Below are 16,607 nucleotides of genomic sequence, written 5' to 3'. Positions count from 1 at the left end.
ATTGCAAAGGATAAAAATTTATAGGCATCTTTCTTGTTTATTTGTGTGCTTAAATTTTTATATGGTTTCATTATTAGATTAATTTTGAACCCTTCAGATGACGATTATCAATTACAATTCATACACTAACACAGTAAAACACCATTAAAATTTATGCAAAAACTCCTTTTTCTTTTCCTTTTAGGAATTGCAATATTTGCTCAATCCCAAAATTTTACTGATGCAATCAGTTATAATGATTTTATTGTTGGCCAACAAACAAAAGTAGGATCGGAAATTATAAAATTTAACGACTTGATGGGTAACGAAAATCCATCTAAAGAAATAATTAAAACTGCACTCGATACTTTGGTAATAGTTGCTGAACAAGCTTTACAAACGGTAAAACAAGCAGGGCCGTTTGAAGACAATATTAGATTTTACAATGCCTCCACTGAATTATTTGGCTATTATGTTAAAAGCATGAGTACCTTTTATTATCAATTGCTTGATTTATTTTTTGTAACCGAATACACTGATGAGATTAGCAATCAAATCGAAACCATTGTAAATGCAATTGTAGAGCAAGAGGCTATGTTTGATCAAGAATTTGCAGAAGCGCAACAAGAATTTGCCGCTAAATATAAAATCACTTTAGGCGCAAATGAATTACAAGAAGAATTACATGATAATTATTAATTCATACCCACATTTATAATACAGGCATTTACTTTAAGTATTTATTTTAATTAAACACTTGCAATACATCTATAATTTAACCCTTCAGAAATTTTTTTTAATTAAATTATTGAAAATGAAATTATCAGTTATTAAAATTCTTCTTGTTTCTATTACTCTAACAAACTTTAATTCTACTTATGTACAATCACAGGTGATTGCACAAGATGGGACAACATATTTAACCGTGAAAATTAACAACCAAAGATGGTTTGCTGAAAACCTGAATGTAAGTACATTCCGCAATGGCGATCCGATTCCGGAGGCACAAACTGATAGTGAATGGTCAAAAGCAGCAGCCACAGAATCATCGGCTTGGTGTTATTACATGAATGATAATGGTAAGGATACAACAGTGGGCAAATTATATAATTGGTTTGCAGTAAACGATCCTCGAGGCTTAGCTCCGGAAGGTTGGAAAATTCCATCGGAGCAAGACTTTAAAACTTTGATAAAGAATGTTGGCAATTCTGATGCTGGTGAAAAAATGAAAAGTGAAACCGGATGGCTTTACGATGGCAATGGCAGTAATTCAAGTGGCTTTAATGCCAAGCCCGGTGGATATAGATATGATGATGGTTCGTTTAATGCAATCGGAATTGGTGGTGGTTGGTGGTCTGCTACAAGTAAGGATCGTTATACTGCATATTTCTTTTATACTTATTTTAATTCCAACATTGTAGTCTCTCATAATTCAGCTAAAGATGGTGGATTATCTATCCGATGTATTAAAGAAAAATTATAATCATTCATTCAGCTGAAATATAAATTTTAATTTGAAAATCCGATGCGTCAATTTATTTTTATTTCTGCAATCTTAGTATTTACCACGAATATATTTTCCCAAAACTCTACTGAATTAAAATTAGAAAAGGTATTTGTGAAAGGATGTGGATGTTCGGTGTATTTACCTCCTTATACTCCTCCATTTGATTTGGCGTATTCAGAAGACAGCTCACAGATATATACCACAGAATATTCCGGTGATGACAATTATTATTTTGGTGTGATTGCAGTAAAGCTTGCGGAACCTATTGGTGATAATGTTCAGGAAAAAGAATTACTTATTACCAGATACCTCGATTTTATAAAGACTTTATTTGAAATACATTCTTCTACCGGATATGTTAAAGGTCAGACATTGGATAGCAAGCCAAATGTGGTTGGCGTAATAGATTCTTGGCAAGACAAGCAAGGCTATAAATACTCAGTGCAAAGTTGGACCGACGGAAATAAAATAGGTGTGTTATATATTGCAGGTCCCGGAGAATATCCAAATCAAAGTGTTCGGGATTTATTCCTGAACGGTTTTGATTTCGACTAAGTAGAGACCTGCAATTATATTTTTATGATGTGCTGAAAAAATTTTTTTTAGTAAAGTTTTGCGCTTTCTTCTTCTTTCTTCTTCTCTCCATTAATAAATTGCCAGCAAGCAGACACATAGAATACTTGTGATTCAGAATATCTAGTAAGATCACTGATATTAAATTCTCCACCATCCTGACTATTTGAATTTTTAGAATAAGTGTTATCTAAGAAATCATCTAAGTAATATTTGAAGCGCACATTTACACCGCCGGGAAATTGCATTCCGGCAAAAACTGAAGGAATAAACAATGGTGTTTCTTCACCAAACCAATCATCATATTTTGTTTTTTCTCCATTTCTATCAAATGTATCCGACCAATATTTTTGCTTATATACAAAACCTAATTCGTATTCACCACCGGCAAATAAATAAAAGTTTTTGCCAAAATCACCAACCTTAAATGCAAGTGGCAAACCGAGAAAATATTGGCGACGTACAATATTATAATCTGTATAAGATACATCTTGTCCTGACAGAGCAACTGTTTGAGGTAATGTTTCCTGAGTAATCATACCTACATTGCGGATGCCTAGGCCGGTAAATAATCCAAAGCTGTTATTGAAATCGTAATGCAGATACTCTCCTATATGAAAGAATAATGTGAATCGCATACTCGTTCCTTCCATTGAAGCGCCCGGATATTGAAGTTGAAATGCCTCATTAAAGGTGGTGGTATTCCAACTAAATATAAGCTCACCACTGGTTACTGTATAAAGGTCCTGCGCCTTTACCGAAACGGAAAGCATGAATGCAAACAGAAATACAAATGTGTAGTTTAAAAGTTTCATATGTTATGATTTTGCACAAAAGTAAATTACCTTGATTTAATAAAGTGTGGATTAACAAAAATATTCTTCAATAAACATTGCCTTTCATACGTTCAGAAATGCCTTAAGCATAGAGCAAAGAATTAAATTTGCCATAAGTATTATAATCTAACTAAAATTACAATTCAACAGTAATTATTTTAAAGCATAATTGATCAATCAAAAAATTGAAAAGTCTAAAATTTTTTCCCTTCTATCTAATTTCAATATTGCCTTTTCCAGTACTGTATCTGCTTTCAGATTGCGCCTTTCTGGTGCTTTATTATTTAGTGAGATATCGTAGAAATGTGGTTGCCGAAAATTTAAAAAATGCTTTCCCAGAATTAAATGAGATAGCACTTAAAAGAATCGAGAAAAAATTCTACAAACATTTTAGTGATCTTACACTTGAAACCTTTAAAGTGCTTACAATTAGTAAAAAAGCAATTGAAAAAAGATTCCGATTAAAGAACAAAGAATTACTGGAACGGATTTATTCGGAAAATAAAAGTGTAATTCTATATACTGCACACGATGGCAACTGGGAATGGCTCGCATTTTTACCATTACTTATTTCGCATAGCACTACCACACTATACAAACCGCTTTCTAATAAATATTATAATGCGTTAATTAAAAAAATCCGAAGCAGATTTGGTGTTCTATGTATTGAGTCAGACAGAGGCTATAAAACTCTGCTGCGGATGCAACAGGAAAAAATATTATCTGTCAATTACATTGTTGGTGATCAGCGACCTGGACCCGGGGCACAACAATATATCACTACTTTCCTGAATCAAGAAACAGCATTTCTTATAGGAGCAGAACGCATTGCAAAAAAAACAAATCAACCATTAGTATTTCCTTCTTATAAAAAATTGCGCAGAGGATATTATGAAATCACGTTTGTTATGATAGAGGAATTTCCGCAACAAAATCAGGAAATGGAAATTATTGAAAAATTCACACGCATATTAGAGCATAAAATTCAAGACAATCCGGAAATGTGGTTATGGAGTCATAAGCGTTGGAAAAAATAAAATGCTATTCTCAAAAAATATCAATATTGTATTTCAATAACTTTATTTAATTACAAATACATAAAATGAGCAATCAAAATACATCCGAAATACGTCGAGGTCAGAATCAATTGGTATCCTTTTTATGGATACGCCGAAGTATAGGGTTATTGGGTTTTTTCTTTCCACTAATATTGATATTAGGTGCAAAATCATTCAGCGATTGCCCTGATGTGCTGAGTTCTCTCAGCGATTATTATCACACGATTATGCGTGATGTATTTGCAATTTTAATGGGATTTCTTGCATTTGCATTTTTTACTTATCGTGGACCGGAAAAAATAGATGGGATTATAGCCAACCTTACAGGAATTTGTGCATTAGCAATTGTTTTTTTCAGTACCTCAATTAAAGAAGATGCGGGAGCTTGTGTTACTTGTGATATGACTACTTACAAAACAGTACATTTCATTTTTGCTTCTCTGTTTTTTTTATTACTCAGTTATTTTTCATTGTTTTTATTTACCAAAACAGAAAAGAATTCTGTTCCTACTCTTGAAAAAATACAGCGCAATCGCATCTATCGCATTTGCGGTGTTATAATGTTATTTTCCATTGTTGTTATCGGTATATATTTATTATGGTTGAAAAAAAATGGTATATGGACCGATGTTCCTATCGTATTAATTTTTGAATGGTTGGCATTATGGGCATTTGGTATTTCCTGGATAGTAAAAGGTGATTGGTTTATAATGATTGATAAATAATTATTTATAATTATTACTATGAGCAAAACAAATCTTGATCGTATGATGCAAATGGTTAGTGATTTTTTTGATGTGCAAAATGATCCTCAACAATTGCAAGTGGATGAAACTATAATATCAACACTTATTGCATTGCATCCTGCATCCGTTTCTGAATTAGATTATGGCGATGGACCTGTTGCCTGGATATTATTAATCCCAACTACTATAGATGTAATGCATTCATTTTTAAATAACACATGCAATGAGCAAGACTTATTAAATAACACATCTATTGATTCAAATTTTAATGCATTGTATTTATGCTCAGCAATCGTTTTACCCGAATATCAACAACAAGGTATTGCACGACAACTCACTTTAAAGGCTATTGAAGAAATACAAAAAACATATGCAATAGAGTATCTTTTTTATTGGCCATTTTCTGCGGGTGGAATAAAACTTGCGGAAAGTATTGCAAAGTCTAAAAAATTAAAATTGTATAAACGACAGAAATAAAAAATTAACATTTTTATCTTCCGGAATTTCATTTTATCTTCAAGCAATATGTAAAAATTATAAAATATGAATATTAAATTTTCAATTCTAATCATTTGCACTTTCAGTTTAATTCAATCTATATTTTCTCAACAAGAAGATTCTTTTCTGTGGCTGGAAGAAATTGATGGAGATAAGGCCATGGAATTTGTAACTAGCCAAAATAAAATCACTTTCGATTTATTAACTAGTCAACCTGAATATCAAGGTATTTATGATGCAAGTCTTGCTATTTATAATTCAGAGGATCGAATCGTATATCCATCTGTATATGGTGATTATGTTTATAATTTTTGGCAAGACGCAGAACATGTTCGAGGAATTTGGCGACGAGCCACTAAAGGCAATTATTTAAATGGGGTTGCGAATTGGGAAATACTACTTGATCTGGATTCTATGTCTGCAGCAGATAATGTGATGTGGGTATTTAAAAGCGCTGAAGGACTTTTTCCTAACTATGAGCGATTCCTTGTAAATCTTAGTAAAGGCGGTGGTGATGCAACAGAAACCCGTGAATATTCTATTGCTACAAAATCATTTATTAAAGAAGGATTTTTTATGCCTGAATCAAAAGGTAGTGCAAGTTATCTGGATGAAAATACACTCATTGTTTCTTCGGATTTCGGCGAAAATTCAATGACAACATCCGGCTATCCTAACGAAGTGAAAATTTGGAAAAGAGGAACGGCATTAAATAAAGCAGAATTAATTTTTACCGGTAAAAAAGAAGATGTGGGCACTTGGGGATATGTGATGCGTGATAATGGAAAACAATATGGAATTATTTCGAATGCACCTGATTTTTTTACATCTAATATTTATTTTCTTGTAAATAATAAACCGGTTAAATTAGATATCCCAATAGATTGTCAATTTAATGGATTGCTCAATAATCAAATAATAATTTCTTTAAAATCCGATTGGAAAATTGACAACACTACATATAAACAAGGCGCATTAATCAGCTTGGATTTAGAACAATTACTTCAAGGTAAAAAAGATGCAGAACTGATATATATGCCTGATGCATTTAGCAGCGTAAATAGTGTTACATCCACAAAATCAAGATTGGTAGTAAATATTACTTCGAATGTAATCAGCGAATTATATTCTTATAATAAAACTCCCCAAGGATGGAAAGCTATAAAAGTACCTGCACCGGAATTAGGTAGTATAAGTGTTATTGCAAGCGATGAACTTTCCGATATATATTATTTTACTTTTAATAATTTTCTTACACCAACAACTTTGTTTGTAGCTGATGCAAACACAAATACATTAGATGATTTTCAAACATTGCCTGCATACTTTGATGCAAGTAATTATAAAGTAGAACAACTGCATGCAAAATCAATGGACGGCACAATGATTCCATATTTTATTGTGTCTCCAAAAAACATTAAACTCGATGGAAGTAACCCAACTTTACTTACTGCTTATGGTGGGTTTGAAGTATCTAAGCTTCCTTATTATTCAGCAACTATTGGTAAGGCATGGTTAGAGAATGGCGGTGTGTATGTGCTTGCAAATATTCGTGGTGGTGGGGAGTTTGGTCCGCAATGGCATTTGGATGGCATGAAAGAAAAGCGTCAAAATGTTTATGATGATTTCTTTGCTGTTTCAAATGATTTAATAACTCGTGGAATTACATCACCCCAACATTTGGGAATTCAAGGTGGAAGTAATGGCGGTTTATTAATGGGTGTTGCCCTTACTCAACATCCGGAATTATACAATGCCATTGTTTGTGCTGTTCCTTTATTGGATATGAAACGATATAATAAATTATTAGCCGGTGCAAGTTGGATGGGTGAATATGGCAATCCGGATATTCCGGAAGAGTGGGATTATATTAAAAAATATTCTCCGTATCACAATCTGAAACAGGGAACAAAATATCCCGAAGTATTATTCTTAACATCCACCAGAGATGATAGAGTACATCCCGGACATGCCAGAAAAATGGCTGCAAAAATGGAAGAGATGGGATCAAAAATTTATTATTATGAAAATATTGAAGGTGGACATGGAGGCGCTTCTACAAATGAGCAACAAGCAAAAATGTCTGCATTAACATTTACCTATTTGCTGATGAAACTTAAATAAATTGTTTTTTTTTTTTTTTAAAATTTTTTTTTTAAAAAAAACAAAAACCCCCAAAACCCTGTTTACCTAAACTATAAAATATTAAGTCATGAAAAAAATCAATCTGTCTGCTCTAATTATTTTTTTAATTACGTCTTTCACATCTCAGGCACAAATTTTTGATGCTATAAAAGATAAGGCTATGAATGCAATGGGTGATGCCATTGATCGAAAAATTGATGAAGAGATAAATAAAGCCGCAGATCGTGTTGTAGATAAATATTGGGATAGGGTAATCGGTAAATATTATTCAGGTTTATATACCGGTGAAGCCGGTGGTGGATTTCCCTTTGTGTTAGATACCAATGTAGTTTTAGAAGAAGAATATGTATTTGACCGGGTTATAAAAATGCAAATTCAAACTTTCAATAAAAAAGGAAAGATAGAAGAAACCAGTTATATGAAAACACATTCCAGCGATAATTTTAATTATATGGGGACTGCAATTGAGGATGATGAAACCAAAAAAAATGATCAGGATATTATGCTTATCAATGATTTTAAAAATGGTGCTTTCGTGATGTTGATGCGTGATGGTACCGAACGCAGTCGTTTAGCATATTCAATCCAAGCAGATTCTGCAGCAATGGCTGCTATGGCTGAAGCGAATACAGATTCCAACACTACAAGTATTGCAGATTATCCTGAATTAAAATCATTGGGTACAAAAACAATTTTAGGCAAAACATGTAAAGGTTATAGTCAGGAAAATGAAAATGGAAGTATGGAGATGTGGTTAACCGATGAGAATATTTATGGAGCTCACAGCATTTATAGTTTTGGAATGGCAGGCTCTCCTGCAGTTGCGGCAACTCCATATAATTATCCAAGTGGATCTTTAATGGAAGTAACCACTATTGATAATTCAACTATGGATAAATCAGTAATGCAGGTGGTTGAAATTAATTCTAATGCAAATATGCATTATAAAATTTCAGACTATCCAACAGCAGCCGAAGCTCAAAATAAATAATTATTGCAGTTTAATGCTCCACTATAAAAGGTGTTTTCAGCATTGTATTTCCTGAAATAAATACAGCTACATATAATCCTGCGGAAAAAGAGGAAACATCCATTGCTATTGTTTGCGCATTTTGCATATTCTTTGTTTCGCTGTAAACCAATTTCCCATCAAAATTATAAATATGCATAACCACCGGTTCAGCATTTGTTAATTGCAATTGAAAATTCACCATATCAGTTGCAGGATTAGGAAATACTTTTACACTTTCATTTAATGCCGTTAATGCATTTATATCTACATAATTTCCAACGGTAAATTGCTGGTAAATTAATCCCCCAAAGTCAGCTTGATAATTTTTAATAATTGCATTGGTATTTCCATCACGCATTCTAAAATATCCTATACCATCCGAATTTGCCCACCATGAAATTCCATCACCATCAGAATCCCACAGATATAATTCATAGCAATCATCTTCAAGAATAATGGTGTCTTTATAAATAGTATTTGCAGTAAATGTAGTTCTTGAAAAAATTTCTTCTCCTGCAGAATTATATAGAAACAAATCATTTTCATTAGGCTTGGTATTAGTTTTAAATTCAAGAATAATTGAATTGGGAACCATAGCAGGTATATCCACTTGCGTAATCATTGTATTATTATAAACATAAGGATCTGCAACGCCATTTGGCTCACTGATTTCTACTTTAAATTCTCCACTTGTACTCCATGCATAATCCGGTAATTGAATTTCCTCCCACTCCATAATATTTAAATTTCCTGTCCAGCTATATGTTGTAACTGGTATACTTCCAGAAGGATCATTCATTCCATATTCTATAGTTAAAGAAGTTAGAGGTTGCGATCCTGTATTTTGAATTCTGATAATCGGATTATTACAAATAGGATTTTTACGGCTCCACATCGGATCTTTTCCCGGCGCAACAATATCCATAACAGCTGCATCCACAACAAATGAAGGAGCAGCATAAGTAATTAATTGCACTTCAGTTTGATAATAAGGAAATGAACCACCTCCATTCCATAAATAATCTTGTGCTGCATAATCAAATGAATAAGTGCCTCCCGGTTCTACAAAATCTGTAAGTTCAAAATCATACGTTTCTACTTCAGCACCCGGACACCAATTCGCACGATCATAAACCCAGGTTCCACCTTGCGGATACACAGGATTTACATCGCAGTTATCTCTCCACACATTTTTTGTCCAGGTTGTTTCTCCATCCACTTTAAAATAATGATCCATAGCGCAGAACTCAGCACAATTTAAATTACCACCAAAACCATGACCTGTAACTCGCACTTTAATTCTACTATTAATTGCATTTGCAGGAATAGTAATTTCTACTGGTGGTGTACTTGCATCAAAAGATTCATCACTATCATAAGGTTTATAACCTGTCCATAAATTTGTAACCGATAATGGTTCACGAGGTGGTGTACCTTCAATAAACCACAATTCTAAGGAAAGTAATTCCTGCCAATTACCTGCAACTAAATGCACAGTGTCTTGTAATAAAGTGCGATAATCACTCACATCAAAAGTCCATGTAAAACCATCACCTAAATCTAATCCGATACCATAAGGTGTAATATATCTTGCCAATTCATAACGATCAATTACTTCGAATGGTGGACTATAATATTCATACAATTCTTTATACATCACATCGGTGTTTGCCACATAAAGAGAATCTAATAATGTTCCATCTGATGCATAATTATAATTGTAAAAATCTCCCGGCCAAACTTGAAAAGTATCAATTCCCATTGTAGGAGAAGCAGGATCAAATAGCACAATAGTCATTGCATCATTTGCAATTGTATCCATCACTAAAACAGAATCAATATGACTTGTAAAAATTCCTTGCTCCCAAATAACATCAGGACGTAGTGTACTTGTATTTGTATTGCGATATAAAGATTGCGCAGGAAGTAAACGCACTTGTGTTCCAAAATTTATTAATTGCGCATCACCTTCCGAATCATCATTTACATCTATACCATCTGCATTATCAAAACTGTAATACAATTTTAAATCATCATAAAATGGATGAGAAGCATCAATATTTTTATTCATGTATTGCTGAATAGTAGCAACATCCATTGACACATCCCAAACAGCAAATTCATTTAACATTCCATAATAAGATTCCGAACCACCCCAAAGACCTTTTCCTATCCGCATTTTTTCTGCGTTCTCCATGGTGTAAGATTTTCCTGTACCGGAATGCCATTCAACACCATTCTTATAAATTTTCATCACACCTGCAACAGCATCTTTTGTAAATGCCCAATGCGTCCATGTGCCTTCATAATCAGAAGCCGGTGCATTTTTATAAATGCGATCATAACTACTTCCGGAAGCACCTGCATCCCAATAAAAATTACCATCACTCCATGGACCATGCACATTTAAAACACGATTACCCAAATTATTATATACTTCGAACGTGGTACCATTTTGCGGTTGAAATTCCGGGTCACCATAACTCCACCATGAAACAGTAACAGCATCAGATAACATGTTTAATGGAAACCCATTTACATCAGAATAAAAAGGTTGAGCAACGTCTAAATATTTATCGGCGCCTGTTGAATAAATGCTTCTTTCTAAAGCAATATCAGAGGCTCTTAAAACTGTATTTATTCCGGTAGAATTATTATCAAAAGTAATTTGAACACAAATATTAGAAGTGCCATCCCAGTTGAAGGAATGTAAAAATGGAATTGAAATCCATCCCGATGCAATTGGTGTAATATTATTATGAAATACTTCAGTAAAATCTAAATCAGCAAATACAGAATCCACTTCAGTATCTAATGTGTTTGCAATTGCAATACGAAAATCATGTAACTCACTTCCAGGTGTTTCAATATAAAATCTCAACCCTGTTAAATCACCTGCAATCATTCCTGCATCCATCATTTCCGTAGCCGACCAAATGAATTGTGTTTTACTTCTTGGCTCACTGCTACCCATTGGAAAACTAGTATTCAATACCCCATCTCCTATTTGAAAAGCTTCAAGACTTGTTACAGCATCATATACAATTGAATACAACCATTTGGGTTGATAAATATAAGTTGGAGTTGCAGAATAATCTAAAGTATCTGGTGAAGTTCCATTCACTTCAAAATTTGAATGCGTAAGTAATGTGCTATCTAATACACCTGTATGATCAAATAAATAAGTATAAGTGAGATAATCCCATTCACCACATGCGGGAGATTGAGCAGGATTACATTTCAACGTATATTTCATCAGAATTTTTTCTACATCCACATCAGCAGAGGGAAGATTAAACCATGCATCTTGAGTTGATCCAAAAGTGAATGTTTGAACTTTAATAGTATCGCCCGGACTTGCAAATAATTGAGTAGAAATAAATAAAAAACTAATGAGAATGTATTGAATAAAACTTTTCATATTAAATCGGTATTTGCGCCAAAGATAACCACCTTAAATTTTACATCAGTCATAAAACCTTAACACCTCGTAATTAATAATTGCTTTGTATAGTTACATAAAATAAATAATGAACTATTTGAAAAAATACGATGAAATAAATTGAATAATTTTAGATTCTGCTTTCTAAATAGAATTAAATATCAATTAAACCCAACAGTTGAAAAAAATAGTTACACTTTATAAAAATGCGTATGGAGGCTTATCTCAACCTGCCTGGATGCTGGCAATTATTCAACTGATTAATCGAAGTGGTGCCATGGTATTACCCTTTCTAAGTGTATATATTACAAGTGATCTTGGATTGGATGTGCAACATGCAGGTATAATTCTAAGTTGCTTCGGTGCAGGTTCAATGATTGGCTCATATACCGGCGGAATTCTCACAGATAAAATAGGTGCTTTTAAAGTGCAGATAATCAGTTTAGTTGGAGGTGGAGCAATGATTATTTTACTTATGTTTTTAAAAACTTTTATTCTGCTTTCCGCCGGATTATTTTTCGCCGCTATACTCACGGATATGTTGCGCCCTGCAAATACATCTTCTGTTTCTATGTATTCAAAACCAGAAAATTTTACACGGTCCTTTTCATTAAACCGAATGGCCTTAAATCTTGGATTCGCTTTAGGTCCTGCCTTCGGTGGATTTTTAGCTGCGTATTCTTATAATTTATTATTTATAATTGATGGATGTACTTGTATAATAGCTGGCATTGTTTTCTATTTTTATTTCCGCAATAGAAAACAAAACCCACAGCCAATTACAAAAGATAAAGAGATGATTACTTCAAATCATAAAAGCCCATGGCATGATAGTTATTTTTTAGGTTTCGCTGTGTTGTGTGGTTTTTTTGCAATTGCATTTCTTCAAATATTTAGTGGATTGCCCTTGTATTATCGCAGTGTGTTTCAAATGCATGAAAGCATGATTGGATTGTTGATTGGTTTTAATGGATTTATAGTATTTCTGTTTGAAATGATTTTGGTATATAGTATCGAAAAAAAATTCCGACCCACTACTCTCATTGTTTTTGGAACATTTCTACTTGCCGTTTCATTTATGCTGATTAATATTTTCCCAACAATTGCGATGTTATTTATTGCAATGGCAATATTAAGTTTTGCTGAAATGTTTGCAATGCCATTTATGGTTTCTTTTGCCGTACATCGTGGCTCTGATAAAACCCGTGGTAATTATGTAGGAATATATACACTGGCTTGGTCAATGGCTTTTATTATTTCACCATATCTAAGTACATTAATTATTAGCCGCTGGAATTACAATATACTATGGTGGATAGTAAGCGCATCTACACTAATAACTGCTATCCTCTTTTTTCTGATTGATAAAAGAGAACGCAAACGCATTACATTAAATGCGGATAAAATATATTTAAACTAAAAAAGTACCGAGATCAATCACTTCACCTTCTTTTATATCAAAGGTTCCACCTTCCAATACTTTAGCATTTTTTGCAATAGGAGTTGCAAACAATAATTCTTCTTCGTATTCAACTTCAATAAAAAGATCCGGATATTTATCTATTAAATTATTAAAATCTCTAAAGGATTTAGGATCAACTGAAAAATGCACCAACCCTGTGTTATCCGGATGTGCTTCTCCTAAAAAATCATTTTTAAGAATATCATAATCAAACAGTTTGCATATATATTCTTTTCCGCTGAGTGGCTTATTGGTTCCCTTTTCCAGGAATCGGGCTTGCACATTTAAAATAAATTCTAATTTCATAATGGCGAAGTTAAATATCATTAATGGTTTCTTTTAAAAAACTAAACTTAAATGTTATGCGTATGTTTTATTAGTTTTATTAAATGATCAAAATTATGCGTACATATCAATTAACAATCGTAATGTCCTTTGCAATGCTATTTTTATTTGCATGCGGACAATCTCAAACAACCACATCAGATTCTTCCAAACCCACTTCAGTAGTTGCTGTAAATATTGGAAATCCCAATGAAGTATTTGATGGAAATACAATTACAAAATCAGATGCAGAATGGAAAGCTGAATTAACTCCGGAAGCATATTATATCACTCGTCAGGAAGGCACAGAAAGAGCTTTTACCAATCCCTTAAATGACAATAAAAAGAAAGGTGTATATTATTGCATCGCATGTGGTTTACCCTTGTTTTCTTCTGATACAAAATTCGATTCAGGTACAGGATGGCCAAGTTTTTATCAACCAATAAATGATAAAAATTTAGGCTCTGTAGCAGAAAATGATATGGGCTATGAATATAAAGAAGTGCACTGTGCAAGATGTGGTGGACACATGGGTCACGTTTTTAATGATGCCCCAAGCCAGCCTACCGGATTAAGATATTGCATTAACGGTGCTGCTCTCCACTTTGAAGAGTAATATTGAATGTTATTATTCGCAATTCAAAAAATTCCTGCTTTACGTAAGTGGTATTTTAATTCCGGAGGTCATGCATTAACGGAAAAAAAAATTCAATTCTTTCTTCCTTTCATTAAAGAAAATTCTAACATACTTGATATTGGTTCAGGTGGTGGATTACTCACATATTTACTCAGACAAAAAAATTTTAATGTAACTCCTCTCGATATAATAAAAGGAAATTATCATCCTGAAACAGAACCAATTGTTTATGATGGAATTCAAATGCCTTTTGAAAATGCATCCTTTGATTATGGGCTATTATTAACTGTTCTTCATCATGTAAAAAATTATGAAGAAGTTTTGAAGGAAAGTGCAAGAGTGTGCAAACGTCTTGTTATTATTGAAGATGTATATTCCAATGTTTTGCAAGAATATGCTACGAAAACAACAGATAGCATTGTCAACTTTGGATATTCTCCTTGTCCGCATACAAATCATACTGATGCAGAATGGCGGTCAATTTTTCAAAAGAATAATCTTACTATTGAACATGTACAATTCAGAAATGTACTTGGTGTTTTCCGTCAGGTGATGTATGTATTAAAAACTTAATTTTCCTTTTGATAAAACTTCATAGTATAAGTATCAAATTCAAAGTTCGGAGAAGAAAAAAATTGTTGAATTCCACCATTGCTAACTATAAATTCCTTCTTACCAATTAAATGATTATTACTATTATCCAATAACAATAATGTATCGGCAATTTGCAGACTTTGCTCAATAGCATGTGTTGCTATTATAATTGTTTTGCCAAATTGTTTTGCCAACAACTTCAATTGATTAAATATATCCGCCTGATTAAATATATCGAGATGCGAAGTTGGTTCATCCAATGCAATAATATATGTATCCTGCACAAAAGCTCTTGCAATCATTATTGTTTGTAATTCACCATCGCTGAGAGTAAATAATCTTCTGTTTGCAAATGCAGTTATTTTAAAAAATGTTAATGCTTCTTCAATAATTTCTATGTCTTTATTTTCTATTTTATGCATCCAACCGGTATGAGGTGCACGACTTAATTCGAAAATTTCCTGAACCGTTAACATGCCAGCATATTTCCGGTTATCAGAAAGTACGATGCTAATTAATCTGCTTATTTCCTGTCGACTATATTCCAATAAATTTTTATCATACAATATAACCTCTCCTTCTAACTGTTTTTGCAATCCGGAAATGCATCTCAACAAAGTGGATTTACCTGAACCATTCCGACCAAGAACAGCAATTATTTCTCCTTTATTAAATCGTGCAGTAATATTTGAATGTAATATTTTATTGGGATAGCCAATAGCAACTTCATGTAATTGCAAAATATAATTTGATATTTCTTTCTGCATTAAAAATAGCGTTGAAATTTATTGTTCTGCATTAAAATAAAAATAACAAAAGGCGCACCTAACAAGGCGGTAACCGTATTAATTGGCAACACTAAATTATATCCCGGTGTTTGCGAAATCATATCGCAAAGTAACATGCTGATAATGCCACACAACACACATGCAGGCATTAGTATAAAATGATTAGTGGTTTTAAATAACATGCGAGCCACATGCGGAATTGCAATTCCTATAAATGCAATTGGCCCACAAAAAGCAGTAACTGCGCCTGTTAATAATCCGGTGATACCAATTAATAGTATTCGAATTCTTCCTGTGTTTAATCCCAGACTTTTTGCATACGTTTCACCGGGTAATAACATGTTTAATTTTTTTGCAGTGCTGAATGCAAGTGCAACAGAAATAATAACTATTGGTGCAAGAAGATAAAGTTGCGACCATGTTACACCACTTAAACTTCCGAAGCTCCACAAGACAAATATTTTCAAAGCTTCCTTCTCGCTGAAATATTGCAACAAACCAACGAATGCACTAATCGCCATACCCAACATAATTCCAAATACAAGTAAAGTAACAGAGTCCGATATTTTTTTAGATACTGCGAGCATAATAAATAAAACTATCATTGAACCCACAATTCCGGAAATTATCATTCCGACACTTCCACCTATCGGAAGTATTCCAGCCACAGAAATTCCTGCTCCCATTGTAAAAATTGCAACCGCTAAACTTGCACCCGAAGTAATTCCCAAAATATCAGGACCTGCAATTGGATTCTTAAAATAAGTTTGCATTAATAATCCGGCAACTGGTAAAGACATGCCTACAAGAATTGCAGTAATTACTCTTGGCAATCGAGATTGCAAAACAATAATATCCATTGCACTTTCTCCATTGCTGAAAATACTTTTTATTATTTGCAAAAATGGAATATAAACAGAACCAATCGCAACATCCACAACAAACAATATTACAACAGCAATAAGCAGAAAAACAAACAGCGCTATTCTGTTACGTGAATGCATT

General features: G+C 33.2%; 16 protein-coding genes. 11 read left to right on the top strand and 5 right to left on the bottom strand.

Annotated elements, in window-relative coordinates:
• Positions 1–153 precede the first annotated feature (153 nt).
• The 3 genes from IPN31_10260 to IPN31_10250 all read left to right on the top strand — a co-directional run bounded on the left by IPN31_10260 (position 154) and on the right by IPN31_10250 (position 2,041).
• Positions 154–678 (top strand): hypothetical protein, encoded by a 525-nt coding sequence (locus tag IPN31_10260; protein ID MBK8682265.1) that lies wholly within the window; start codon positions 154–156, stop codon positions 676–678.
• Positions 679–793: 115 nt separating this feature from the next.
• On the top strand, positions 794–1,462 hold the full coding sequence (locus tag IPN31_10255) for a fibrobacter succinogenes major paralogous domain-containing protein (protein ID MBK8682264.1): 669 nt from the start codon (positions 794–796) through the stop codon (positions 1,460–1,462).
• Positions 1,463–1,504: 42 nt separating this feature from the next.
• The gene (locus IPN31_10250; GenBank protein MBK8682263.1) at positions 1,505–2,041 is read left to right on the top strand and encodes a hypothetical protein; all 537 of its coding nucleotides are present in this window, start codon (positions 1,505–1,507) and stop codon (positions 2,039–2,041) included.
• Between the two features lie 47 nt (positions 2,042–2,088).
• On the opposite strand, the gene IPN31_10245 is transcribed toward IPN31_10250, so the two are convergent.
• Positions 2,089–2,874 (bottom strand): hypothetical protein, encoded by a 786-nt coding sequence (locus tag IPN31_10245; GenBank protein ID MBK8682262.1) that lies wholly within the window; start codon positions 2,872–2,874, stop codon positions 2,089–2,091.
• A gap of 248 nt (positions 2,875–3,122) precedes the next feature.
• Between IPN31_10245 and IPN31_10240 the strand changes: the two genes are divergently transcribed.
• The 5 genes from IPN31_10240 (at position 3,123) to IPN31_10220 (ending at position 8,333) form a co-directional block, all read left to right on the top strand.
• The gene (locus IPN31_10240) at positions 3,123–3,932 is read left to right on the top strand and encodes a lysophospholipid acyltransferase family protein (protein MBK8682261.1); all 810 of its coding nucleotides are present in this window, start codon (positions 3,123–3,125) and stop codon (positions 3,930–3,932) included.
• A gap of 65 nt (positions 3,933–3,997) precedes the next feature.
• Positions 3,998–4,678 carry a hypothetical protein gene (locus tag IPN31_10235; GenBank protein MBK8682260.1) on the top strand — a complete coding sequence of 227 codons (681 nt, stop codon included), beginning with the start codon at positions 3,998–4,000 and terminating at the stop codon, positions 4,676–4,678.
• Positions 4,679–4,696: 18 nt separating this feature from the next.
• Entirely contained in the window at positions 4,697–5,176 is a 480-nt protein-coding gene (locus IPN31_10230) for a GNAT family N-acetyltransferase (protein ID MBK8682259.1), read from the top strand.
• Positions 5,177–5,242: 66 nt separating this feature from the next.
• Positions 5,243–7,321 (top strand): S9 family peptidase, encoded by a 2,079-nt coding sequence (locus tag IPN31_10225; GenBank protein MBK8682258.1) that lies wholly within the window; start codon positions 5,243–5,245, stop codon positions 7,319–7,321.
• Between the two features lie 88 nt (positions 7,322–7,409).
• Positions 7,410–8,333, top strand: a complete 924-nt coding sequence (locus IPN31_10220; protein ID MBK8682257.1) for a hypothetical protein — start codon at positions 7,410–7,412, stop codon at positions 8,331–8,333.
• A gap of 10 nt (positions 8,334–8,343) precedes the next feature.
• Here the strand turns inward: IPN31_10220 and IPN31_10215 are convergent, their stop codons facing one another.
• Entirely contained in the window at positions 8,344–11,775 is a 3,432-nt protein-coding gene (locus tag IPN31_10215) for a T9SS type A sorting domain-containing protein (GenBank protein MBK8682256.1), read from the bottom strand.
• A 199-nt stretch (positions 11,776–11,974) separates the two neighbouring features.
• Between IPN31_10215 and IPN31_10210 the strand changes: the two genes are divergently transcribed.
• Complete coding sequence (locus tag IPN31_10210; GenBank protein ID MBK8682255.1) at positions 11,975–13,216, top strand: MFS transporter; 1,242 nt, start codon at positions 11,975–11,977, stop codon at positions 13,214–13,216.
• On the opposite strand, the gene IPN31_10205 is transcribed toward IPN31_10210, so the two are convergent.
• On the bottom strand, positions 13,208–13,564 hold the full coding sequence (locus tag IPN31_10205; protein MBK8682254.1) for a hypothetical protein: 357 nt from the start codon (positions 13,562–13,564) through the stop codon (positions 13,208–13,210). The two genes, IPN31_10210 and IPN31_10205, sit on opposite strands and share 9 nt — an antisense overlap.
• A 134-nt stretch (positions 13,565–13,698) precedes the next feature.
• Between IPN31_10205 and msrB the strand changes: the two genes are divergently transcribed.
• Both msrB and IPN31_10195 read left to right on the top strand, forming a co-directional pair.
• Positions 13,699–14,199 carry a peptide-methionine (R)-S-oxide reductase MsrB gene (gene msrB, locus IPN31_10200; GenBank protein ID MBK8682253.1) on the top strand — a complete coding sequence of 167 codons (501 nt, stop codon included), beginning with the start codon at positions 13,699–13,701 and terminating at the stop codon, positions 14,197–14,199.
• A 6-nt stretch (positions 14,200–14,205) separates the two neighbouring features.
• The gene (locus IPN31_10195; protein ID MBK8682252.1) at positions 14,206–14,793 is read left to right on the top strand and encodes a class I SAM-dependent methyltransferase; all 588 of its coding nucleotides are present in this window, start codon (positions 14,206–14,208) and stop codon (positions 14,791–14,793) included.
• On the opposite strand, the gene IPN31_10190 is transcribed toward IPN31_10195, so the two are convergent.
• Entirely contained in the window at positions 14,790–15,581 is a 792-nt protein-coding gene (locus IPN31_10190) for an ABC transporter ATP-binding protein (GenBank protein MBK8682251.1), read from the bottom strand. The two genes, IPN31_10195 and IPN31_10190, sit on opposite strands and share 4 nt — an antisense overlap.
• On the bottom strand, positions 15,581–16,606 hold the full coding sequence (locus IPN31_10185) for an iron ABC transporter permease (protein MBK8682250.1): 1,026 nt from the start codon (positions 16,604–16,606) through the stop codon (positions 15,581–15,583). Before IPN31_10185 ends, IPN31_10190 begins: the two co-directional genes overlap by 1 nt.
• Position 16,607: the final 1 nt, after the last annotated feature.

It is taken from the genome of Bacteroidota bacterium, assembly GCA_016715425.1.
Taxonomy (GTDB): domain Bacteria; phylum Bacteroidota; class Bacteroidia; order Chitinophagales; family BACL12; genus JADKAC01.
This window is presented reverse-complemented; position numbering and strand designations above follow the sequence as displayed.

Coding starts and splice junctions, on each gene's coding strand:
- IPN31_10260 (MBK8682265.1), top strand. CDS start 154: ATGCAAAAACTCCTTTTTCTTTTCCTTTTAGGAATTGCAATATTTGCT.
- IPN31_10255 (MBK8682264.1), top strand. CDS start 794: ATGAAATTATCAGTTATTAAAATTCTTCTTGTTTCTATTACTCTAACA.
- IPN31_10250 (MBK8682263.1), top strand. CDS start 1,505: ATGCGTCAATTTATTTTTATTTCTGCAATCTTAGTATTTACCACGAAT.
- IPN31_10245 (MBK8682262.1), bottom strand. CDS start 2,874: ATGAAACTTTTAAACTACACATTTGTATTTCTGTTTGCATTCATGCTT.
- IPN31_10235 (MBK8682260.1), top strand. CDS start 3,998: ATGAGCAATCAAAATACATCCGAAATACGTCGAGGTCAGAATCAATTG.
- IPN31_10230 (MBK8682259.1), top strand. CDS start 4,697: ATGAGCAAAACAAATCTTGATCGTATGATGCAAATGGTTAGTGATTTT.
- IPN31_10225 (MBK8682258.1), top strand. CDS start 5,243: ATGAATATTAAATTTTCAATTCTAATCATTTGCACTTTCAGTTTAATT.
- IPN31_10220 (MBK8682257.1), top strand. CDS start 7,410: ATGAAAAAAATCAATCTGTCTGCTCTAATTATTTTTTTAATTACGTCT.
- IPN31_10215 (MBK8682256.1), bottom strand. CDS start 11,775: ATGAAAAGTTTTATTCAATACATTCTCATTAGTTTTTTATTTATTTCT.
- IPN31_10205 (MBK8682254.1), bottom strand. CDS start 13,564: ATGAAATTAGAATTTATTTTAAATGTGCAAGCCCGATTCCTGGAAAAG.
- msrB (MBK8682253.1), top strand. CDS start 13,699: ATGCTATTTTTATTTGCATGCGGACAATCTCAAACAACCACATCAGAT.
- IPN31_10195 (MBK8682252.1), top strand. CDS start 14,206: ATGTTATTATTCGCAATTCAAAAAATTCCTGCTTTACGTAAGTGGTAT.
- IPN31_10190 (MBK8682251.1), bottom strand. CDS start 15,581: ATGCAGAAAGAAATATCAAATTATATTTTGCAATTACATGAAGTTGCT.
- IPN31_10185 (MBK8682250.1), bottom strand. CDS start 16,606: ATGCATTCACGTAACAGAATAGCGCTGTTTGTTTTTCTGCTTATTGCT.